Genomic DNA, 21,857 nt, shown 5'->3' on the forward strand with positions numbered 1-21,857 from the left:
ACCAAAAATCATCAATCAAAAAATGATTTTTTTTCGTAAATTAGTAGTCCCAAAACAGACACTATTTATCGCTCTTCAATTTCCCAAATCAGTGAAGGTAAGCCGAAAAAAACGGCGGATTCAAACAGGCGACACGGGGATCTACATCACCTAAATCTAAGGATCTCACATCTGCAAATGAAATCCAATTTTCTAGCTAAATATCCTAACCTTAATTTTTTTGAATTAGGAAAAATCTGCCTCTTCGCATTAACTAAAAAAATGCATTGCAAGAGAACTTTGTCTTTTTCATCAAACGAAACCACGATAAAGTTCTAAAAAAATATGCAATAAACGATTCTGGGAAAATTTAACCAATAAAAAAGAAATGAAATGAAAACAATTAAAAAGAATTTAGTGTCTCTATTCATACTATTACTTTTAACATTAAGTGTGAATATCTATGCGCAAGACCCTTTAAAAGCAGCACCTAACGCATATAAAAAAGTACTTCTTGAAAATGAGAGAGTAAGAATAATGCAAGTTGAGATTACTCCAGGAGAAACAATTCCATGGCACCATCATCCTGACCACACCATCTATGCATTGACTGATGGAAAAATTGAAATAACAGATAAAGGCAAAGCTCCCATCATTATGGATATTAAAGCTGGAGATGCCATGTACATACCTGCAGTTACTCATATGGCAAAAAATTTAGGAGATACAACTGTGAATTTGATTGTAACAGAAATAAAAACTAAAAAATAGACCATTACAGGTATCTCGACCTTTTTTAATTTAACTCAAAGTAACAACCTGAATTCAAGTTGTTACTTTTTTTATTTTTAAGATTATCTTTAAAAGGGAGCCAATATATTTTCCGTACTTTGTATCCTTAAAAAAAAACTAAAAATGAAAGCACTTACCTTTTCTTCTTTTGGAAATTCTGATGTTTTGGAATACATTGAAACTCCCAATCCATCCTTAAAAGATGATGAAATTCTTGTTGAAATGAGAGCCATCGGATTAAATTTTGCCGATGTTTACAGACGAAAAGGAAACTACCATTTAAAAGGAACTCCTCCTTTTATTGCCGGTTACGAAGGTGCCGGAATTGTAATAGACCCTAACAATCATCCTGAATATAAAGTTGGCGATCGCGTGGCTTTCGCCGATGTTCCTTTTGCAAATGCCGAATTAGTCGCGGTAAGCATCAACCACGTTTTACCTTTACCCGATACGATTTCATTTGAAACCGCAGCAGCTGTTTTACTCCAAGGTTTAACGGCTCATTATTTAGCAACCGACAGCCATAAAACTGAAAAAGATGAAACGGTATTGATTCACGCAGTAGCTGGTGGAGTTGGACAGATTCTAACACAAATCAGCAAGCTTTTAGGCGCAAAAGTAATTGGCTTAACCTCATCTTCAGAAAAAGCAAAAGTAGCCTTTGAGCAAGGTGCCGATCATGTTTTTCTTTATAACGAAGACTGGAAATCACAAGTCTTCGAAATGACTCCAAAAGGCGTCGATGTTGTTTACGATAGTATTGGAAGCACCTTAACTGAGAGTTTTGAAGTCACAAAAGAATGCGGACAAGTTGTCTTCTTCGGAATGGCGGGCGGTGATCCTGCATTTGTAGATCCGAGAATGTTAATGGACGGTTCTAAAACCCTAACCGGAGGGGATTTATGGAGCTACCTGAATTCTAAAGAAGAGAGAATCAAACGAGCAACGCAATTGTTCCAATGGATTTCTGACGGAAAAATCAAACTTTCAGAACCAACTTCTTTTAAATTATCAGAAGGAAAATTGGCTCATGACTATCTGGAAAGCCGAAAAAGCACTGGAAAAATTATTCTGATTCCTTGATTTTTTTTGCCACGAATTCACGAATTATTTAAAATAAAACTCGTGAATTCGTGGCGATATTTTTTATGTAAAAATCCAAGTGATTCAGCTTAAACCAACCTGTCAATTCCCATTTCGGTTATTTCAGACAATTCTAATATTCGGGTTACATCATTTTTATTGGCCACAAAAAACAAATAACTATCACCTTGCGTATCGTAACTCATTAATTCTAAATCCTGCTTCGCCAATTCTTTTTGAATATACGGAAACAAATCATGACTGTATGTTTCTTCAGGATATTCAAAAGTAAAGGTTTCACCAATCATTTCTGAGATGAAATATTCAGCATCTTCGGGATCAAATTTCCAGTCGCTGTGCCAGGAATTTATTCCTTCAAAAAAGTCGAATTCATAATCATATTCTTCATCCCCTTCCTCTAATCCAAAATTATCAAAAAGCACTTGAGATTGATCTTCCAGTAGATCCTCTTCAATATCTCCTCGGGAAAGCAATTGCAAAAACTCTCTAAAATGCCCGACTGAAACCTCATCCGGCATTAAACTTTCGGCAGAAGGACGAATAACTGTTGGCGTCAACTCAATGCCCATGTACTCGCAAATTCCCTGAAGTACTGTTTTGAAATCATTAAAACCTATTTCCTGAAGTTTATTCTTTGGTGCTTCGATATCAATTGGTTCGGCTTCCAAAAATCCTTTGGTATAGTCATAAAAATAACTGTTTGAATACAGGAGCTTAAAATCATTCGTCTCCATACTATTTGTACAACAAAAGAAGATAATAAAGTTTTGCAAAACGTGCTTCAAATGTTTTTTCATCTCTAATGAAGGCTCCGAATAAAACTCAATATGAAGATAATTACAAACAGGTTCCTCCAGCATTTCATCATCAGAAAGCGGTGCAATATTCACCTTTTTGTATAATTCATTTAAAACTTCATACGAATTTTTAAATCCGCTCTTTTTTATTTCAGCCCTCCCTTCTTCATGATCAAATGAATCCGGAAAAGAATACAAAGTAGCAGAAACTGTGTCGTGAATTCCTTTCATCTTAAAATCCACTCGACTGGACTCATTTTGCAGATAAGTATTGATAGAATCCAGAACATCAAAAGAAACGATTGATTCCGGATTATTATTTCTTCCAAAGAAATTAGCAAAGAAGTTTTTCATAAAAAATGCTAGAATATAAAGTTAAGAATACGCTTTACAAACATACTACTTTTACTATAAAAAACACTCTATTTCAAGGTCTCAGCAATCATTAAAGCACATTTTTCTCCATCAATGGCTGCAGAAATAATACCTCCGGCATATCCGGCACCTTCTCCACACGGATACAATCCTTTAATTTGCAAATGCTCATAAGTCGCAGGATCTCTAGGGATTCTAACTGGTGATGACGTGCGGCTTTCCGGAGCATGCAAAATTGCTTCATTGGTTAAATAACCGCGCATTGATTTTCCAAATTCTTTAAACCCTTCGCGTAGAATTTGTGATAGAAATCCCGGAAAAACCTGCCCCATTTCAACCGAAGTTGTTCCGGGAACATAAGACGTTTTCGGAATATCAGCTGAAACTTTATTCTGTGTAAAGTCGATCATTCGTTGAGCAGGAACCTTTTGAGTTTCTCCAGCCAAATGCCATGCTTTTTGTTCGATACTTTTTTGAAATTCCATTCCGGCTAAAGCTCCAAACTTTGCAAAAGGCTTAAAATCTTCCAACTTTAATTCGATTACAATTCCTGAATTTGCCGTAACCTGATCTCGTTTTGAAGGCGACCAACCATTCGTAACCACCTCACCTGGGCTCGTTGCACAAGGCGCAATTACACCACCCGGACACATACAAAACGAATACATTCCGCGACCGTTGACCTGTTTTACAATAGAGTATGGCGCAGGAGGCAGATGCTCCCCGCGATAATCACAACTGTACTGAATACTGTCAATTAATTGCTGAGAATGTTCTGCACGAACTCCTAAAGCAAAAGGTTTTGCTTCTATAAAAATTTTCTTTTTGTCCAATAACTCAAAAATATCTCGTGCTGAATGTCCTGTTGCCAGGATTAATTTATTTGCCAGAATCTTATCACCGTTCTGAATAACGACACCTTCAACTTCATTATTCTTTACCAGAATATCAGTAACCCGTGTATCAAACAAAACCTGACCACCAAACTCTATGATTTTATTTCGAATATCTTCAATAATTTTTGGCAACTTATTGGTCCCAATGTGAGGATGTGCTTCTATGAGAATGTCTTCAGAAGCTCCAAAAGCAACAAGCAATTCTAAGATTCGGGTTACATCTCCACGTTTTTTAGAACGTGTGTATAATTTTCCATCTGAATAGGTTCCTGCTCCACCTTCACCAAAACAATAATTAGAATCTTCGTTAACGATATGTTCACGATTTATTGCTTTTAAATCACGACGACGTCCGCGCACATCCTTTCCGCGCTCCAGTACAATTGGTTTTAAACCTAACTCTATTAATTGAAGCGCTGCAAAAAGCCCTGCCGGACCTGCTCCAACTACAATTACTTCTTGTGCCGACGAAACATCCTTATATACAGGCAATTCTATTTTAGTTTCCTGAAAAGGCTCACCTTGCAGATAGATAATAACTTTTAAATTGATTTTGATCGCTTTTTGACGCGCATCAATAGATCGTTTCAAGATCGAAACGTGTTGAATTTCTTTGGGAGAAACTTTTATTTGTTTAGACAAATGGTCTTTCAGCAACAACTCATTTGCTGCTATTTCCGGTGTTACCTGAAGTAAAAGTTCTCTTGGCATTGTATTTTATTTATTCAAATTAGCTTTTCTTTCTATGAAAAGAACATGCAAAAATACTATTTTGAAATGAAAATACATCAATTGAAAATTTTATCTGAATTAGAATGACAACGTCCAGTCGCATTGAGTGAGGTCAAAATATAGCAAAGGTTCTCGTCTCCGCTCGAACTGACATAGGGTCTCGTCTCCGCTCGAACGGACAAGGGTTCCCGACTTCGCCCGAACGGACAATAAGACAATTTCAAAGTGAAATTTCAAACTAACCTTTGTACCTTTGCCTCTTTGAAACTTTGCACCTATAAATAATGTCCAGAAAAATAAAACTAATTTGGGATTTCCGTGGGCCAGCTTCTGCTAAAACAGCTGAGCATCATGAAATTCACTTAAAAGAATATATCATAATCGAAAAACTTCCGTTAAACATTACAGGATTTAAAATCATAAACGACATGCATGCCATTGCTTTTATGGTCGTTACCGATGAAAATATGATTCCCGTAAGAGATGCTTTGAAGCCGCATCGGGGGGAAGTATTTGAAGGATAAAATTCTAATTTTTGGGATGAAATTCCAATAAAAATAAATTCCAAATTCCAATTGCTTAACCAGCTTGGAATTTGGAATTTATATCTTGAGTTTTTTTTTTATTTTGCAGCAATTAGAAATTAATTTTATAATCGCTAAATATATAGGTATCCTTTTTCTCTCCTGAAAGTTTTATGCTTTTAAATTCTACTACTTCATCATTCTTTATTTCATAACTATACACTTCTGGATTTTTTGCATTCGAAGACAATTCATAAAATTTTCCTTTTTCTGTCCACCATTTCCCTTTTTCAGTAAAAGTTTCTATTTGGCAATCCTCTTTTGTGGTAAACATAATTACATAGGTGCCGTTTTCAAATCTTTGTTGTATCCAGTGCTTTTCTACTCCTTCAATCTGTTTTTCAACTTCAAAACCTTTCCAGACTCCAATTAATCTAGAATCTTGTTCTTTACTTTCTGTCGAAAAACTAAAAATTAACATCGCCAATAATAAAAGACCAAGTGATGTAAATAAAAATGATGTTTTTTTCATATAATTAGTTTAAAGGAATTTCTATTGTTTTCATATAATCGTTTAAAAAAATAAACATGAAAGATTCCACTTCCTTATCGGCTTTGTAATCAGCTTCTTTTTGCTTTAAATATTTATTTTCTTTACTATTACTATTTGAGTTTTCAAGTGTCAATTTATTTAAAACCTTATCACTTTCAGCCGTCATTTCTTTAAATTCTTTTGCTTTTTGTTTGTATTCGTCAGTCTTTTTATAATATTTGAAATATTTCTTTTTAAAACCCATAAATTCTTCGGCGGTTAATTTTTTAGATTTTACGTTTACTCCATCTTTTAGTTCTATCAAAGTATAATTTTCAAATACAGAACTATATCCCATATGAACATACTGCAACATTTTTCCTGAAGGACAAATTAGAAGACCCGAATAAAAGTTACATTCAAAATTTTTGTTTTCACCAAAAATAGCTTTATAAATAGAAGTCAAGAAAAAATCGCTTTCGCCTTTACTATTCTTCTTGTAATCCTCCTTATATATATTTTCAACAACCAGTTTTCCTTCCAAAAACTTAAAATAGGCGATATAACCTCTCCAATTTGCACTAGAGATGGTAGTTATTAAATTTTCAGGAATAGGATGTATCTTGAAATATTCTTCTAATGGATTTGACTGAATTCGCAATGTATCTTTATCAATAATCAAATAATCTGAAACCTGAGCAGTTGCAAACGATTTGGTAGATATCAATACGACAAAAATAAAAATAGCTTTTAAAAACTTCATAAAAACAACCTAGTTTGCGACTTCGCTGATAAACTTAATTCTCATCAAACGCAACTCATCAATATCATAGTCACCATCAAATTCTTTAAGAGCATCCTCGATTTTATCAGATTCCGATTCCATGAAATAATCATGAATTTCTTCCTGCTGATCATCATCCAGCATGTCATCAACCCAGTATTTGATATTTAGCTTGGTACCCGAATAAACGATTTGTTCCATTTCTTTGATCAAAGCGTCCATCGAAAGTCCTTTTGCAGAAGCGATATCACTTAGCGGCAATTTTCTGTCGATGTTTTGAATGATATATAATTTATTAGCTGAGTTGACTCCTGTAGATTTAACTACTAAATCATCCGGGCGAATGATATCATTATCCTCAACATATCTGCTGATTAAAGAAACGAAATCACCACCATATTTTTTAGCTTTCCCCTCACCTACACCATGAATATTAAATAGTTCCGTTAAAGTAATTGGGTATTTCAGAGCCATATCCTCAAGTGAAGGATCCTGAAAAACAACAAACGGAGGAACTCCTAATTTTTTAGCTACTTTTTTACGCAATTCGCGGAGCATGCCCATTAAAACCTCATCGGCTGTTCCTGACGATTTTCCTGCGGTTACAATTGCTTCATCTTCAGATTCACTGTACTCATGATCTTCAGACATCATAAATGAAACCGGTTTTTTAATGAAGTTCAAACCTTCTTTCGTGATTTTCACCACACCGTAAGTTTCAATATCTTTTGACAGATAACCTGCTACCAAAACTTGTCGGAGCAAGGCCATCCAATATTTCTCATCGTGGTCAGAGCCCGATCCAAAAAACGACTGGGTATCTGTTTTGTGTGCCTTAATTACAGCATTTACGCGGCCAATTAAGGTAAACACAATTTCTTTTGACTTATAAATATGCTTGGTATCCCGAACAATTTCCAACAATTTAACTACCTGATCTTTGGCTTCAATTCTTGTTTTAGGATTACGAACGTTGTCGTCCATATCTGCACCTTCACCAGTCTCGCTGTCGAATTCTTCACCAAAATAATGCAATAGGAACTTTCTGCGTGACATTGAAGTTTCGGCATACGCTACTACTTCCTGCAAAAGAGCAAATCCAATCTCTTGTTCAGCTACTGGCTTCCCGGACATGAATTTCTCCAACTTCTCTACATCTTTATAGGAGTAGTAAGCCAGACAATGTCCTTCTCCTCCATCACGACCGGCACGACCCGTTTCCTGATAATAACTCTCCAGTGATTTTGGAATATCATGATGAATTACAAAACGAACGTCCGGTTTGTCAATCCCCATTCCGAATGCAATAGTTGCCACTACCACATCAACATCTTCCATCAGGAACATATCCTGATGTTTGGCACGGGTTTTAGCATCTAAACCTGCATGATACGGCACAGCACTGATCCCGTTAACTTGTAAAACTTCGGCAATAGACTCTACTTTTTTACGGCTTAGGCAGTAAATAATTCCGGATTTGCCTTTATGCTGTTTGATAAATCGAATAATATCCGACTCTATATTTTTTGTTTTTGTTCGAACTTCGTAGTACAAGTTCGGTCTGTTGAACGATGCTTTGAAAGTATTCGCATCGGCCATTTCAAGATTTTTCAATATATCCTCCTGAACTTTTGGGGTTGCAGTGGCGGTAAGTCCAATAATAGGTACTTTCCCTAATTGTTTGATTATATTTTTCAGATTACGGTATTCCGGTCTGAAATCATGGCCCCACTCTGAAATACAATGCGCTTCGTCAATCGCTACAAAAGAAATGGATACACTTTGTAAAAAAGCCACATACTCTTCTTTTGTTAACGATTCAGGCGCTACATACAAAAGCTTAGTCAAACCTGAAGTGATGTCTTTTTTAACCTGGGCAATTTCTGTTTTGGTGAGAGAGGAATTTAACACATGGGCAATTCCGTTTTCTGAGGAAAGGCTTCGAATAGCATCAACCTGATTTTTCATCAAAGCTATCAAAGGAGAAACAACTATGGCCGTTCCGTCCTGAATTAAAGCGGGTAATTGATAACAAAGAGACTTTCCACCGCCAGTTGGCATAATTACAAAAGTATTCTTCTTCTCTAAAATACTCGTAATGACTTGCTCCTGCAAGCCCTTAAATTGGCTAAAGCCGAAATACTTCTTTAATTCCTTGTGTATTTCAATTTCGTTTGAATTCATTCTTTATATTAATGGATATTTTGTATAAATTTGCAACACATAAAGATACAACTTTCTTTTATACATACAAATTTTAAATATTCTGTTTTGATCACAAAAGAAAATATATTGGCAATCGCCAAAAAAACCATACTATCTGAGAGCGAAGCAATTACAAAGCTAATTGATTTTCTGGACGAAAATTTCTACGAAGCTGTCCAACGTATTTACGAAACTAAAGGCCGATTGATCGTTACAGGCATCGGAAAAAGCGCCATTATTGCTCAAAAAATGGTCGCTACTTTTAACTCAACTGGAACGCCTTCTATGTTCCTACATGCCTCAGAAGCCATACACGGTGATTTGGGTATGATACAAAACGAAGACATCATAATCTGCATTTCAAAAAGCGGAAACAGTCCTGAAATAAAAGTATTGGTTCCTTTGTTAAAACGTTTCGGAAACATCCTGATTGGAATGACCGGGAATGTAACTTCATTTTTAGCTAAAGGCTCTGACTATGTATTAGACACCACTGTCGAAACAGAAGCCTGCCCGATCAATCTGGCACCAACCAACAGTACCACTGCTCAACTTGTTATGGGAGATGCCTTAGCGGTTTGTCTGATGGAAATGCGCGATTTTAAACCCGAAGATTTTGCGGTTTATCATCCTGGCGGAGCTTTAGGAAAAAAACTATTACTTCGTGTTAAAGACATGATTGAGCACTCTTTAAAACCAATGGTTACTCCTGATACCTCCATCAAAAAAGCAATTTTTGAGATCTCTGAAAAAAGACTGGGAGTAACTGCGGTAATCGAAAACGATAAAATTATCGGAATCATTACTGACGGAGACATCCGAAGAATGCTAAATGACGTAGATACTATTGCTGATTTAACTGCAAAAGATATTATGTCTAAAAATCCTAAATTCGTATCTTCAGAAACAATGGTGGTTGACGCTTTGAATATCTTAGAAGATTTTTCGATAACGCAGCTTATTGTTGCAGATAATGGAGAGTACAAAGGAGTATTACATTTACATGACATTTTAAAAGAAGGAATCGTATAATGGCAAAAAAAAACCTTGGCGAGATGTCATTTCTGGATCATCTTGAAGAACTAAGATGGTTGCTGGTTAGAAGTACAATTGCAACTATGATAATGGCATTTGTAACCTATTTTATAAGTGACTATTTATTTGACGAAATTATTCTTGGTCCAACCCGACCTACTTTTTTTACTTATGTTTGGTTCTGCGATTTATCACACCAACTAGGTTTTGCTGACAGCATCTGTATCACACAGCTGAATTTCATTATCCAAAATACAGAAATGGAAGGACAGGTAAATATCTTTGTATGGATGTGTCTTTTAGCCGGTTTTATTTTGAGCTTCCCTTATATTTTATGGGAAATCTGGAAATTTATCAGTCCTGCTTTATATGAAAAAGAGCGAAAAAATGCCAGAGTATTTATTTTCACCTCTTCTTTACTTTTCTTTTTAGGAGTACTGTTCGGGTATTTCGTCGTGATCCCAATGTCGGTAAATTTCGTTGCCACTTTTTCTGTGAGTGATGTTGTAAAAAATCAATTCACATTAGACTCTTATATGGGAATGGTGAAAACAAGTATACTGGGAAGTGCTATCTTTTTTGAACTGCCAATTGCCATTTACTTCTTAACCAAATTAGGATTAGTAACTCCTGAATTCTTAAGAAAATATTGGAAATATGCCGTTATTATCATCTTGATTATCGCAGCGATTGTAACACCTCCTGACGTGGTGAGCCAAACTATTGTGGCGATACCAATGTTGCTTATCTACGAAGTAAGTATCCTGATTTCTAAGATTGTTTATCGAAATAAAATGAAAGAAAATGTCTGATATCATAAAAGAATTTAATGATTACCGTTCTAAAATGAACGAGAAATTGTTGGCTGACAATAATAAAATTGTAAAAAGAATTTTCAATCTTGACACCAATGCTTATGCTCCCGGAGCTCTTGATGTTAAAACAAAAGAGCTTTTAGGATTAGTAGCCTCAGCTGTTTTGCGTTGCGATGATTGTGTAAAATACCATCTTGAAACCAGCCATAAAGAAGGTGTTACGAAAGAAGAAATGATGGAAGCTATGGGGATCGCAACTTTAGTTGGCGGAACCATCGTAATTCCACATTTGAGAAGAGCATACGAATTTTGGGAAGCTTTAGAAGAAGCTGAAACTAAATAATTGTTAATACGTTTATTTGTTGAATCGTTTATTTGTTAATTTGTAGCGAATAAACGATTCACACGTTTAAACGATTAAACTTATAAAATGAAATTAAGAGCCGATAATTTAATAAAAACCTATAAAGGACGCAGTGTTGTAAAAGGAATTTCCGTTGAAGTTAATCAAGGAGAAATTGTAGGTCTTTTGGGACCTAACGGTGCCGGAAAAACGACTTCGTTTTACATGATTGTAGGATTGGTTAAACCTAACTCAGGAAACATTTATCTGGACGATCTGAATATTACCGATTATCCTATGTACAAACGTGCTCAACAAGGAATTGGCTATTTAGCACAGGAAGCTTCTGTTTTTAGAAAATTAAGCATTGAAGACAATATTCTGAGTGTTTTGCAATTAACTAAACTATCAAAAGAAGCGCAGATCGCCAAAATGGAAAGTTTAATTGAAGAATTCAGCTTAGAACACATTCGTACCAACCGTGGAGATTTGCTTTCGGGTGGAGAACGTCGTCGTACTGAGATTGCACGTGCTCTGGCAACAGATCCAAAATTCATTTTACTAGATGAACCTTTTGCAGGAGTTGACCCGGTTGCGGTTGAAGACATTCAGAGAATTGTAGCACAGTTGAAAAATAAAAACATCGGAATTTTAATTACCGACCACAACGTTCAGGAAACTTTAGCCATCACTGATAAAACATACTTAATGTTTGAGGGTGGAATTTTAAAAGCGGGTGTACCTGAAGAATTAGTGGAAGATGAAATGGTTCGTCGTGTTTACCTGGGGCAAAATTTTGAACTTCGTAAAAAGAAACTTGAATTTTAAGAAAGTATACAGTCGCAGTTTTCAGTCTCAGGAAAACTGAAAACTGCGACTGAAAACTATTCCACAGTAATAAACTGCAATTGTTCTAAATCTCCGTTGTAAATATTCACATCTACAGTACGCTTGATTCCCGGTAAAGTTGCTTTTTCAGTAAATTGCCAGAATAACCAATCTTCTTCAATCTTCTCTCTGTAGAAATTATAATTAGCGATCCAGAATAAATATTCTCCAAATTCTTCTTTAAGAAAATCACCATAATAACGCTCTCCGGTATAAATAATCGGACGTACCTGATAATGCGCCTCGACCTTATTCAACCAGCGTTTTAATCCTTTCTTCAAACTGTCTAATGACTGATTCTTAGGTAATCTTTCGATATCTAAAACCGGAGGCAGATCCCCTTTTTGTAATTTTACTGTTTTAATAAACAAATCTGCCTGTTCTATCGAATTTTCGTTGGGACGATAATAGTGATAAGCCCCACGAATAATTTTATGCTTTTTCGCGCCTAACCAATTGTGCATAAACTGCCTGTCGACTTTGTTATTTCCTGCCGTAGCCCGGATAAAAACAAACTGGACCGGATATTTTTCTTCCAAAACCTCAACATCACTCCAATGTACGGTTCCCTGAAATTCAGAAACGTCAATACCGATTACTTTTCCTTTGTGATTTTCCAGAACCTGGACATTTCTAACATCAGAAAGATGTTTCTCTACAGCATCCTCTTCCAAAACTTTATTTGATTTAAAGCCAAGATAATAAGCCAGTCCATCACGATAATGATAAACTGTCGCAAAAAAAAGCAATACTAAAAAAGAGTAAATAATAAAACGAAGTCCGCTCGCTAAAATTGACCTCTGAGGTTTCGATTTTCGGGAGTAAGAAGCTCTTCGGGTGGTCGTTTTTCTTGCCATTCCAATAAAACTACTTTTTCAAAAAGATATTATTCACTACGGAAAGCAACACATAAATGATAATAATTAACGGAATTGCCATGTACTGTAATAACACCACCAACACCAAACAAATCAATAAAAACACAATTTGCAGGACATTATCTTTTACAGTAAACTTTTTAATCTTTAAGGCGAACAATGGAATTTCGGCATTTAAAATATAAGCACTGCATAAAGTAATTCCCAAAAGAACCCAATGATTGGTTAACATTTCAAATATAAATAATGAATCAGAGAAATCGATAACTAATGGAAGGCTTAAAATAAAAAGAGCATTCGCCGGAGTTGGCAAACCTATAAACGAATCCGTCTGACGTGTATCAATATTGAAATTAGCCAATCGGTAACAAGAACCTAATGTTACAATAAATCCAAGAAAAGGAACGATTGTTAAGGCAACTTCATTGTTCGGGTCAGCACTTTTTAAGAACAAACTGTACATTACATAACCCGGAACAACACCACTGGTTACCATATCTGCTAACGAATCTAACTGTAATCCAAGCGGACTTGAAACTTTGAACAATCGGGCAAAAAAACCATCAAAAAAATCAAAAAAGATCCCTAAGGAAACCATGCAAAAAGCCATTAAAAAGTTCTCTTGAGAAACAAAAACAACAGCAATACAGCCGCAGAACAAGTTGATTAATGTGATTAAATTAGGAATGTGTTTTTTAATGTTCATGATTTATATTTTTAACAAATGGTGAAGGGCAAATTTCGTATAAATAAGCGACATTAATAGCAAAAATTTCTATTAAAATTCTCTCCTTTCAAAAGCTTTATAAACATTTTCTCCTGAAAAATTTAAGTTTTACAATAATTTCAATTAGATGAGTAAAATATTATATTTTTGATAAAAATTAAAACAGACTCCGGTTTGCTAAAATATATCCGTTGAAGAAAATCTTTGTATTTTTATTATTGTGGAGTTGCACCTTACAGTATGCACAAACCGTTCGAAAATATTCGAATGAGTTTATGAATATTGGTGTTGATGCAGCCGCCTTAGGAATGTCGGGGGCTGTTGTCGCTTCTACCAATGATGTCAATTCTGTTTATTGGAATCCGGCTGGTCTTACTCATCTTGAGGATCATCAAATTTCATTGATGCACGCCAATTACTTTGCCAATATTGCACAATACGACTACATTGGATATGCCAGCCCGATTGATGACAGAAGTGCCTGGGGAATTTCGATGATTCGTTTTGGAGTTGATGATATCATGGACACCACTCAATTGATCGACAATCAGGGAAATATAGACTACAACCGAATTAGATTGTTCTCTACTGCCGATTATGGTTTTACTTTTTCTTACGCCAGGAAATTACCTGTAGATGGTTTTCAGTATGGTGTAAATGCAAAAGTAATCAGAAGGGTTATTGGAAAATTTGCCAATTCCTGGGGCTTTGGCTTTGACTTTGGCCTTCAATTTGAAAGAAATGGATGGAACTTTGGTTTGATGCTTCGAGATATTACCACTACCTATAATGTATGGAATATTAATGAAGAGGAATACAAAAAAATTGCCAATGCCATTCCGGGAGAAAACAGCGAATTACCAGAAAGTACTGAGATTACTTTACCAAAAGCTCAACTGGGAGTTTCTAAAAAAATTGAGTTTCACGGCGATTATAGTCTTTTGGTCGCTACCAATTTAAACATGCGTTTCGAGCAAACCAATGATATTATTTCCTCAAAAGTGGTTAGTATAGATCCTGCTTTGGGATTTGAATTTGGCTATACTAATCTTGTGTTTCTAAGAGCAGGAGCAGGAAATTTTCAAAACGTAACTCAACTGGATAATACTGAAAAGTTAAATTTTCAACCCAACATTGGCCTTGGTTTTAAATACAAAGGCATTCAGGTGGATTATGCTCTGACTGATTTAGGAAATCAAAGCACCGCTTTATACTCTAATATTTTTTCATTAAAAGTAGATTTAGGTATCTTTAGATAATATTTGTTAACCGTTAAACTTCTTAAAATTTTAAATTATGAAAAATGTCCTTTTCAAAAAAACACTTTTTAGTTTACTATTATTACTAGGTTTTTTAGGTTATAGCCAAAATGTACCCTTATCAAAAGAGGCTAAAATAAGCGTTATTACCTGCGGATTGGGTAACGAAAGTTATAGTTATTTTGGCCACACTGCCATTCGTGTTACTGATCTGGCGAACAATATCGATGTTGTCTACAATTACGGTAATTTTGATTTTAGAACGCCTAATTTTGTCGCTAAGTTCGCGAAGGGGGATTTACAGTATTTTGTCAGTGTACGATCATTTCCTGAGTTTATAAACGATTATACTAACGAAAAAAGAAGTGTTTTCGAGCAGGAACTTTTGATCTCTCCAGATTTAAAACAAAAACTTTTTGACAATTTAAATGCGGCCGCATTCTCTGAGGAACGATATTACACCTATAAATTTATCGACAAAAACTGTACTTCGATGGTTGTAGATGTCATCAATAAATCTTTAAAGGCAAATATTGTAACTAAAAAAGGAGATACAACTGAAACCTATCGATCTATTTTGTTTCCTTACTTCAAAGATCATTTTTATGAGCAGCTGGGAACCAGTATTATTTTCGGAACAAAAGTAGACCAGGCAGGCACGAAGATCTTTTTACCCTTCGAATTAAAAAACAGTTTAGAAAAAACTACTTTTCAGAATCAGCCTTTAGTAAATAAAAGTAAAACGCTGCTAAGTTTTGAAAAAGAGATTCCAAGTTCATGGTGGAATAATATTTACACTTACCTCCTGCTATTGGGCTTTGTAGTTTTGGCACACCATAAAGTGGTAGATAAAATTTATCTTTTAATCTTATCGTTAATAGGAATCTTTTTTATTACGGTTGGGTTCTACTCGCTTCATCAGGAACTGGCAATGAACTATAATGTACTTTTATTAAGTCCGCTTTTATTGATATTAATCCTCTTTTCGCTCTTAAAAAACAAAAGATGGACGTATCGATTCGCAGTTCTACATTTACTTTTCCTGATCGTTTACACCATTTTTATGATCAACAAAGCGCACTTCTTTATTGTTCTGCCAATGATCATAACTAGTGGATTTGTTTTGGTGAGAGTGGCTATTCGAAATAAAAAACGTATTCCAATTATTATCTAATTTACTGTCCGCGGTAAAACAGAACGGTGGTAATGGTTTTAAAAGTAATACTCAAATCCAGAAAGATACTTCTGTGCTTGATATAGTATAAGTCGTACTGCAGTTTGATCAAACTCTCCTCTATAGATTCTCCGTAAGAATAGTTTACTTGCGCCCAACCGGTAAGTCCCGGTTTTATAACGTGTCTTGTCTCATAAAAAGGCATTATACGGGCTATTTCATCCACAAAAAATGGTCGCTCAGGTCTTGGTCCTATTACGGCCATATCGCCCTTTAAAATATTAAAAAACTGCGGTAATTCGTCAATTCTTGATTTGCGCATCATTTTACCGAAAGGCGTAATCCGTTTATCATTTGAAGTAGCGAAAACAATCCCATTAGACTCCGAGTTTTCTACCATAGTTCGAAACTTATAGATTTTAAAAACAACTCCGTTTTTGCCTACGCGTTCCTGCGTGTAAAACAAAGTCCCTTTATTCGCTAACAAATTCGTAACAAGAATAACGGGAATAAACAGAAAACAAATCAACAGCCCGGTAATGGAGAACAACAACTCTATGAAACGAACAAAAAACAAGTATAATTTATTACTATTATTTCTGCTGAAGGGAAAGAATCTATAAAAATCGCGGGCTATATAGTGCACCGGAATACGCTGTGTTTTGCTTTCGTAAACCTGAGTATACTCTCTGATGATATTTCCTGATTCTAATAAGTGAAGTAATTGCTGGTATAAATCGGCAGTGATTCCATCTGTTTTTTGGGAAGCAATCACAATCTCCGAAACCTGATTACGCACCACAAACTCCTCTAAATCTTTCTTTTTAACTTCTTTTACATAGTGAAAATTTGAATCTTCTTCTGAAATTGCATCTGAATTTACAAAACCAATAATTTTATAGTGCGGGTCAACATTCTCAAGTCCCAAAACCAATTCTTCAACCTGATTCTGGTCACATATTAAAACTACATTCTGAGAAAAACGATGCGATGCCAAAAAGTAAACATAAAACAAACGCCACAATAACAATGTAACAAGTATTGTAAAATAAAAAATCACGATAATCAATCGCTGCTTAGGCAATACAGGCGCTAAAATAGGAGTAAACAAATAAGCCAGGCTTGAAGTTGTGGCCGTAAAAATTACACTTTGAAGAATCTGTAACTGATTACTGGCTACCTGTAAATTGTACATTTCGAATATTATTCCAAAAGCGTATACATAAGTCAGGAGTAAAAGTATACTTGGGAAATTTTTCTTATCAAAAACAAAATAGTTATAATGAAATACTAAACTTAACAGATACAATGCGGACAAAATAAAAACGACATCAAAAAGAAGAAGTAATACTTTTCTTTCCGAAATTTCGAAATGCATTTTAGTGTTTGAAAACATTTAATAAGTTTGTTAGGGGCTTAAACTTGAGGCAAATGTATTATAAAAAAAAGAACTTAATCGACGGAATTTTCTGCTTTTTCAGGAATTTTAACCTGAACAAAAAGTAATGACAGTGCATATACGAAAGCTGGTGCTGCAGTACGCATGGCAGCATGATTAATCGTTAACAGCCAAAAGACAAAAAAAGATAAAAAGTAGAGATGCTGCTTGTTACTTATATAGACAACAAAAGGAGTCAGAAATAATATAATCAGTCCAAAAACCCCAAACAAACCATGTTCACTCAACATACGGGTAATTTCGTTGTGCGAAGCAGCGTCATCTCTAAATCTTTCTGCCCTAGCATATTTACCCATTCCTGCTCCAACTCCTAAAATGGGGTTATCGATAAAAAGAGCAAGCTCTTCATTCATAATTTGCTCCCTTCCTCCCAAACGGTCTTTTTTATTCCGCCCTCTGGCATCCTGATTGGCATAACGTTTTTCAATCAGTCCTTTGGTCTGAAAAGAAGAGTACGCCCAAACTCCCATACCTATCAATCCTGTAAGAATAAAAACCAGTACAAATTTGTTTTTTCCTCGAAGATTTGAGTACTTATATAACAAGAATAATAAACAAACAATCATAACTACTGCTGTTAGAACTCCTCCTCTTGAAAAAGTAACAATACCTCTATAGGTCACAAATATTAGTAAAACTCCGTTTAAAATAATTTTTATTTTCGATTTTGAAAACAATATCAATTGTGTAAAAAACACAAACATCCCTAAACCCAAAGCGGTAGAAACCTGATTAGGGCCAAATCCTCCGGAAGTTTCAAAATTAGATTGTGTTCCTGTAACTACATCTCTAACACTAGGATTAAATAAAAACAAATATACTGTTGTGCTCAATATAGGTAATCCCATTGCAACTAAGACATTCTGCAAATCCGAAAACAAAATTCTTCTTTTAAACATGTAGATTGAAGATATTGCTAAACATAATGGTCCTGATAAATTAAACACCAATGATTTTTTAATATCTATCGAAGGATTAAAAGCGGTGGATGTTATTAAGATACCCGGAATCAGAAAAATCAGAAAAACCCAATATATAAAGGCATTTGTCGAGAAATTACGGTAAATCATACCCAACAGCATGAAAAAAATGACATTAGCTTTAACATATTCATTGTTAAAATTTCCTCCGGTCATCCGCAAAAAAACCTCAACACCAACTAAATATGCCGCAACTATCAGTACTTCATTGTTTGCATTTTTAGTCCGGTAAACAATAAAAAGACCGACAATAGGGATTAAAAGCGCATATATTTTCGATAAAAAAGGAATGGCAAAAACAACCACAGCAATTACTGCATGAATTAGAAGCAGAAGAATGTAATGTTCTTTTTTATTTTTCATTTATAGGTCTATTATTTTCAAGATGTAAAAGTAGGTAAAGATTTTAACCATAAAAGATATTCTTTTACAATCGCACTTTCACTGAAATTTAACTGCACTTTATTGTACAATCCTAAAGCCATTTCATCTCTGTATTTACCAGATACTATTAATTTTTCGATTGCCCCGGCAAATTCTTTTAAGTTGTCAGGTTCTACTATTAGCCCTTCTTTTTCAGAGGCAATTATTTTTGAAATTTCGCCTACGTTAGTTGCCACAACAGGCAATCTATGTAAACCATATTCTAAAACAGCTAAAGGAAGCCCTTCTGAAAGTGACGGCAAAACAGCTATCTCGCATTGTTGTAATGCTGAGCTAACACTACCGCTTGTTCCGTAAAAGAAAACCGTTTCCTGAAGTCTTAGATCACTGACCTTTTTTTTCAGTTTTGCAGAATAGGCGTCATCAAAATCTTTTCCGAATAAATGAAATGTCCAATCGGAGTATTGGTCTTTCATCAAATTGGCAGCATCAATTAATAATTCGTGATTTTTTTGCGGACGTAAATTCGCTACACAAATAATTCGCTTGCCAGCTACACCCCTTAAAATTTGTTTTTCATTAGAAACAGCATCAATTATAAAGTTAGGAAAACAAACAATGTTTGAACACCATAAATAAGATTTAGCCCAGTCTTTCAACGCTGAATTTACTGCAATAATACCTGTAAAGAAAAAAGAGCCTGCTTTTAAGCTTAAATTTTTCCGGGAAGACAGATCTTGTGAAATACCATAATGATCGTGCCAGATAATTTTGATTTCGGGCAACGTCAATTTCACTAAAACGGCAATAAAAAAAGAGGAACTGTGAGCATGAATCAGATCTGCTTTATTCTTCTTTAAATACTTTCGTAACCTAAAAATAGCCTGAAGATCTATTGTTTTTCTTTTCTTCAAGAACAAATAAGAAACTTTTTGATCTATTTGACTGACCAACAATCCTTCTTTGCGGGAAACAACTAAACCAGAAAACGATATATTTTTTGATAACGAATTGGCATAATTAATAGCCATACGTTCTGCTCCGCCAGCTTCCAGGGAGTCTATTATTTGTACGATTCTCATTTTGAGAAGAGTTTTTTAATTTCGGCTTCAAAAACATCGGTCGTATAATTTTGCGACCACTTGCCTGCTGAATTACTTTTGTTTAAAAAGAGCGTCTGATTTTTCAATATTTCGCTTATTTGATTAACATCTTTCTCGAAATCCATTTCTAACAAAACACCTCTGTTACCATAATCGAGCATAAAGGGAATACAGGAAACCTTACTTGCAACAGGAACACATCCCCAAAACATCCCCTCGGCTATGGCTTTTGGCCAGCCTTCGCTTTTTGATGGCAAGATGACAAAATGACTTTTTTGATAAGCTTTTTTTACTATTTCCAAATCCTGATTTCCATGTAAAACAATCTCGTTTTCTAAATTATTGCTTTCAATATACTTTTCTAAAGAATTTCTTTCAGATCCTTCACCATATAAACTTAACACTACGCTATTTCCTCTTTCTACTAATTCATGTACTAATTGTATTGCATATAAAGGATTTTTCCCCGGAGCAAGACTTCCTACAAAAATAAATTCTATTGTGGTATCTAAGCTTGTTTTTTCGATAATCTCTTTTTCAGAATCCGAATAAGTCGCCGTAAAAAATGGTTTGATGTTTTCAGATTGGTTTTCCCAACCACCATACACCAAAACTTTCATGTTACGGGTCAAAAAAGTATTTTTTAAAATCCATTTCTGGGCTTTATATGTAATGGGTTGTTTACTGTTGGAATCCCAGTTTCCGGCATACTTAGCCGTTTTAGACTTATTGGGAAATAAAATCTGAACAAGACAAGCTATAAGCCCCATGTTTCCAGGACAACGTAAATGAATATGATCTGCTTTTTTCATAGCATAAAATACGCTCCTAAAAATTATTGGAAATTTAAAAACTGCCTTTAATCTGGCATTAAAACTATTAAAGCTAAAATCAGGAACTTCTATAAAATCAATATTATCATGTTTATATGCGGCATCTATTTTTGTTAAGTTATCAATTTTTAATGGCGCTACAATAATTACTTCATCGACATATTTAAACCAAATATTCATTTCACGAACATAAGGCGCATAACCAAAATATTGATTAACAGATTCTATATGCTGTACATGAGTTATTATCGCAAACTTCATTATTTAATTTTTGGTTTATTAATTATCAGGCTTAAAAGACCAACACTTCTGCCTAAAGTTTCGGTAAAAGCTGCTTTTTTACTTTGTGTAGTTAAAATATTTGTTGATCGCATTAAAGTCAATAAACATGTAATCGCATTCCATTTATACCTATCCTTAAAATTCGGATTAGGGTTTTTAACACGCCAGACATACCATCCGTTTCTAACCACCATTTTTCCATAATAATACTGATTGGGTCTTCCTGTTTCGGCATGAAAATGACCTAATCTTGCGGCTGTATTTATATAAAGTTTACCAATCTTTGCGACTCTTAAAGTAAAATCGGCATCTTCATATAAACCATAACCTTCAAAATAGGTCGAAAATGACAGCTTCTCAAAAACTGATTTTTTAAATGAGGAAACACCTCCCATTAATTGCTCAGCTTCATATATTTTACCACTAGGTGGTAAAAAACCAATACTTCTGCCGTGTGAAAATAAAGGGGAAAAACCGGGAAGACAATTGCTGTCTAAATGAAGTTTTTTTCGCAAAACAAATCTACTCCCATCTTTACGTTTCCACCCATCAAAATAAAATTCATTAATCTGAGGAATGTAATTTTCTGCTGCTTTTTCCCATTTTACTTCATTCGTAATATATCCTCCTACGCCCATAGCATCCGAAAACACGCTATAGGTTTGTAATAATTTTTCAAAATAATCTGATTCCAGAATTGTGTCATCATCCAAAAAACAAACAATTTCAATATCCTGACCAACTTTATTAATACCAAAATTCCTTTGTCTGGTGAGTCCGCGATTTTGATCATCGACTAAAAAGTACTTTAAATTTTGGAATGAATTCTGACTTAAAATAATTTCCGATTCCTTATTTACAGAACCATCAATAATTAAAATTTCATCCGGATATAAAGTTTGTGTCTTTACGGATTGCAATAACTCCAGCAAAGGCTGAGGGCGCATGTAAGTACAAATGATTAAAGAAAATTTCAT

21 protein-coding genes are annotated in these 21,857 nt (G+C 34.8%); 9 read left to right on the plus strand and 12 right to left on the minus strand.

Annotated features, from left to right (window positions below; translation table 11 throughout):
- The first annotated feature begins 372 nt into the window (after positions 1–372).
- Positions 373–750 (plus strand): cupin domain-containing protein, encoded by a 378-nt coding sequence (locus tag BHE19_RS15020; RefSeq protein WP_070907809.1) that lies wholly within the window; start codon positions 373–375, stop codon positions 748–750.
- A 144-nt stretch (positions 751–894) separates the two neighbouring features.
- The gene (locus BHE19_RS15025; protein ID WP_070907810.1) at positions 895–1,854 is read left to right on the plus strand and encodes a quinone oxidoreductase family protein; all 960 of its coding nucleotides are present in this window, start codon (positions 895–897) and stop codon (positions 1,852–1,854) included.
- Positions 1,855–1,943: 89 nt separating this feature from the next.
- On the opposite strand, the gene BHE19_RS15030 is transcribed toward BHE19_RS15025, so the two are convergent.
- Both BHE19_RS15030 and BHE19_RS15035 read right to left on the minus strand, forming a co-directional pair.
- A complete protein-coding gene (locus BHE19_RS15030) occupies positions 1,944–3,026 on the minus strand; it encodes a DUF6630 family protein (RefSeq protein ID WP_070907811.1) in 1,083 nt (360 codons plus the stop codon).
- Positions 3,027–3,094: 68 nt separating this feature from the next.
- Positions 3,095–4,654 (minus strand): NAD(P)/FAD-dependent oxidoreductase, encoded by a 1,560-nt coding sequence (locus tag BHE19_RS15035; protein WP_070907812.1) that lies wholly within the window; start codon positions 4,652–4,654, stop codon positions 3,095–3,097.
- Positions 4,655–4,959: 305 nt separating this feature from the next.
- Here BHE19_RS15035 and BHE19_RS15040 point away from each other — a divergent pair, with 305 nt between their 5' ends.
- Positions 4,960–5,199: a hypothetical protein gene (locus BHE19_RS15040; RefSeq protein ID WP_070907813.1), complete on the plus strand. Its 240-nt coding sequence runs from the start codon at positions 4,960–4,962 to the stop codon at positions 5,197–5,199.
- Positions 5,200–5,311: 112 nt separating this feature from the next.
- On the opposite strand, the gene BHE19_RS15045 is transcribed toward BHE19_RS15040, so the two are convergent.
- Genes BHE19_RS15045 through recQ form a run of 3 tightly spaced genes read right to left on the minus strand, consistent with a single transcriptional unit; the run spans position 5,312 to position 8,699 of the window.
- Positions 5,312–5,731 (minus strand): hypothetical protein, encoded by a 420-nt coding sequence (locus BHE19_RS15045; protein ID WP_089059944.1) that lies wholly within the window; start codon positions 5,729–5,731, stop codon positions 5,312–5,314.
- Positions 5,732–5,735: 4 nt separating this feature from the next.
- Positions 5,736–6,494, minus strand: a complete 759-nt coding sequence (locus BHE19_RS15050; protein WP_070907815.1) for a hypothetical protein — start codon at positions 6,492–6,494, stop codon at positions 5,736–5,738.
- A 9-nt stretch (positions 6,495–6,503) separates the two neighbouring features.
- A complete protein-coding gene (gene recQ, locus BHE19_RS15055; protein ID WP_070907816.1) occupies positions 6,504–8,699 on the minus strand; it encodes a DNA helicase RecQ in 2,196 nt (731 codons plus the stop codon).
- An 87-nt stretch (positions 8,700–8,786) separates the two neighbouring features.
- On the opposite strand from recQ, the gene BHE19_RS15060 reads away from it, so the two are divergent.
- From BHE19_RS15060 to lptB, 4 genes are all read left to right on the plus strand, one after another.
- On the plus strand, positions 8,787–9,752 hold the full coding sequence (locus BHE19_RS15060; protein WP_070907817.1) for a KpsF/GutQ family sugar-phosphate isomerase: 966 nt from the start codon (positions 8,787–8,789) through the stop codon (positions 9,750–9,752).
- On the plus strand, positions 9,752–10,567 hold the full coding sequence (tatC, locus tag BHE19_RS15065; protein WP_017494917.1) for a twin-arginine translocase subunit TatC: 816 nt from the start codon (positions 9,752–9,754) through the stop codon (positions 10,565–10,567). The genes BHE19_RS15060 and tatC overlap by 1 nt, the downstream gene beginning before the upstream one ends.
- Positions 10,560–10,913 carry a carboxymuconolactone decarboxylase family protein gene (locus BHE19_RS15070; protein WP_017494918.1) on the plus strand — a complete coding sequence of 118 codons (354 nt, stop codon included), beginning with the start codon at positions 10,560–10,562 and terminating at the stop codon, positions 10,911–10,913. Before tatC ends, BHE19_RS15070 begins: the two co-directional genes overlap by 8 nt.
- 87 nt (positions 10,914–11,000) lie before the next feature.
- On the plus strand, positions 11,001–11,741 hold the full coding sequence (lptB, locus tag BHE19_RS15075) for an LPS export ABC transporter ATP-binding protein (RefSeq protein ID WP_017494919.1): 741 nt from the start codon (positions 11,001–11,003) through the stop codon (positions 11,739–11,741).
- Positions 11,742–11,797: 56 nt separating this feature from the next.
- Here the strand turns inward: lptB and BHE19_RS15080 are convergent, their stop codons facing one another.
- Both BHE19_RS15080 and BHE19_RS15085 read right to left on the minus strand, forming a co-directional pair.
- Entirely contained in the window at positions 11,798–12,658 is an 861-nt protein-coding gene (locus BHE19_RS15080) for a glycoside hydrolase family 25 protein (RefSeq protein WP_017494920.1), read from the minus strand.
- A gap of 10 nt (positions 12,659–12,668) precedes the next feature.
- Complete coding sequence (locus tag BHE19_RS15085) at positions 12,669–13,385, minus strand: CDP-alcohol phosphatidyltransferase family protein (protein WP_017494921.1); 717 nt, start codon at positions 13,383–13,385, stop codon at positions 12,669–12,671.
- Between the two features lie 212 nt (positions 13,386–13,597).
- On the opposite strand from BHE19_RS15085, the gene BHE19_RS15090 reads away from it, so the two are divergent.
- Both BHE19_RS15090 and BHE19_RS15095 read left to right on the plus strand, forming a co-directional pair.
- A complete protein-coding gene (locus BHE19_RS15090; protein ID WP_449404123.1) occupies positions 13,598–14,665 on the plus strand; it encodes a putative type IX sorting system protein PorV2 in 1,068 nt (355 codons plus the stop codon).
- A gap of 37 nt (positions 14,666–14,702) precedes the next feature.
- Positions 14,703–15,839 (plus strand): lipoprotein N-acyltransferase Lnb domain-containing protein, encoded by a 1,137-nt coding sequence (locus tag BHE19_RS15095; protein WP_070907819.1) that lies wholly within the window; start codon positions 14,703–14,705, stop codon positions 15,837–15,839.
- A gap of 1 nt (position 15,840) precedes the next feature.
- Here BHE19_RS15095 and BHE19_RS15100 read toward each other — a convergent pair whose 3' ends face one another.
- The 5 genes from BHE19_RS15100 to BHE19_RS15120 are packed head-to-tail and all read right to left on the minus strand — an operon-like array spanning position 15,841 to position 21,857.
- Complete coding sequence (locus tag BHE19_RS15100) at positions 15,841–17,235, minus strand: sugar transferase (RefSeq protein ID WP_070907820.1); 1,395 nt, start codon at positions 17,233–17,235, stop codon at positions 15,841–15,843.
- A 56-nt stretch (positions 17,236–17,291) separates the two neighbouring features.
- Complete coding sequence (locus BHE19_RS15105) at positions 17,292–18,641, minus strand: O-antigen ligase family protein (protein WP_070907821.1); 1,350 nt, start codon at positions 18,639–18,641, stop codon at positions 17,292–17,294.
- A 17-nt stretch (positions 18,642–18,658) separates the two neighbouring features.
- A complete protein-coding gene (locus tag BHE19_RS15110) occupies positions 18,659–19,744 on the minus strand; it encodes a glycosyltransferase (RefSeq protein WP_070907822.1) in 1,086 nt (361 codons plus the stop codon).
- Positions 19,741–20,859 (minus strand): glycosyltransferase family 4 protein, encoded by a 1,119-nt coding sequence (locus BHE19_RS15115; protein WP_070907823.1) that lies wholly within the window; start codon positions 20,857–20,859, stop codon positions 19,741–19,743. Before BHE19_RS15115 ends, BHE19_RS15110 begins: the two co-directional genes overlap by 4 nt.
- Positions 20,859–21,857, minus strand: coding sequence for a glycosyltransferase family 2 protein (locus tag BHE19_RS15120; RefSeq protein ID WP_070907824.1), 999 nt, complete (start codon positions 21,855–21,857; stop codon positions 20,859–20,861). Before BHE19_RS15120 ends, BHE19_RS15115 begins: the two co-directional genes overlap by 1 nt.

This window comes from Flavobacterium tructae, assembly GCF_001853485.1.
Classification (GTDB): domain Bacteria; phylum Bacteroidota; class Bacteroidia; order Flavobacteriales; family Flavobacteriaceae; genus Flavobacterium; species Flavobacterium tructae.

What these genes read in the sequence shown, in the direction of transcription:
- BHE19_RS15020 (WP_070907809.1), top strand. Translation starts at nt 373, where the DNA reads ATGAAAACAATTAAAAAGAATTTAGTGTCTCTATTCATACTATTACTT.
- BHE19_RS15025 (WP_070907810.1), top strand. Translation starts at nt 895, where the DNA reads ATGAAAGCACTTACCTTTTCTTCTTTTGGAAATTCTGATGTTTTGGAA.
- BHE19_RS15030 (WP_070907811.1), bottom strand. Translation starts at nt 3,026, where the DNA reads ATGAAAAACTTCTTTGCTAATTTCTTTGGAAGAAATAATAATCCGGAA.
- BHE19_RS15035 (WP_070907812.1), bottom strand. Translation starts at nt 4,654, where the DNA reads ATGCCAAGAGAACTTTTACTTCAGGTAACACCGGAAATAGCAGCAAAT.
- BHE19_RS15040 (WP_070907813.1), top strand. Translation starts at nt 4,960, where the DNA reads ATGTCCAGAAAAATAAAACTAATTTGGGATTTCCGTGGGCCAGCTTCT.
- BHE19_RS15045 (WP_089059944.1), bottom strand. Translation starts at nt 5,731, where the DNA reads ATGAAAAAAACATCATTTTTATTTACATCACTTGGTCTTTTATTATTG.
- BHE19_RS15050 (WP_070907815.1), bottom strand. Translation starts at nt 6,494, where the DNA reads ATGAAGTTTTTAAAAGCTATTTTTATTTTTGTCGTATTGATATCTACC.
- recQ (WP_070907816.1), bottom strand. Translation starts at nt 8,699, where the DNA reads ATGAATTCAAACGAAATTGAAATACACAAGGAATTAAAGAAGTATTTC.
- tatC (WP_017494917.1), top strand. Translation starts at nt 9,752, where the DNA reads ATGGCAAAAAAAAACCTTGGCGAGATGTCATTTCTGGATCATCTTGAA.
- BHE19_RS15070 (WP_017494918.1), top strand. Translation starts at nt 10,560, where the DNA reads ATGTCTGATATCATAAAAGAATTTAATGATTACCGTTCTAAAATGAAC.
- lptB (WP_017494919.1), top strand. Translation starts at nt 11,001, where the DNA reads ATGAAATTAAGAGCCGATAATTTAATAAAAACCTATAAAGGACGCAGT.
- BHE19_RS15080 (WP_017494920.1), bottom strand. Translation starts at nt 12,658, where the DNA reads ATGGCAAGAAAAACGACCACCCGAAGAGCTTCTTACTCCCGAAAATCG.
- BHE19_RS15085 (WP_017494921.1), bottom strand. Translation starts at nt 13,385, where the DNA reads ATGAACATTAAAAAACACATTCCTAATTTAATCACATTAATCAACTTG.
- BHE19_RS15095 (WP_070907819.1), top strand. Translation starts at nt 14,703, where the DNA reads ATGAAAAATGTCCTTTTCAAAAAAACACTTTTTAGTTTACTATTATTA.
- BHE19_RS15100 (WP_070907820.1), bottom strand. Translation starts at nt 17,235, where the DNA reads ATGTTTTCAAACACTAAAATGCATTTCGAAATTTCGGAAAGAAAAGTA.
- BHE19_RS15105 (WP_070907821.1), bottom strand. Translation starts at nt 18,641, where the DNA reads ATGAAAAATAAAAAAGAACATTACATTCTTCTGCTTCTAATTCATGCA.
- BHE19_RS15110 (WP_070907822.1), bottom strand. Translation starts at nt 19,744, where the DNA reads ATGAGAATCGTACAAATAATAGACTCCCTGGAAGCTGGCGGAGCAGAA.
- BHE19_RS15115 (WP_070907823.1), bottom strand. Translation starts at nt 20,859, where the DNA reads ATGAAGTTTGCGATAATAACTCATGTACAGCATATAGAATCTGTTAAT.
- BHE19_RS15120 (WP_070907824.1), bottom strand. Translation starts at nt 21,857, where the DNA reads ATGAAATTTTCTTTAATCATTTGTACTTACATGCGCCCTCAGCCTTTG.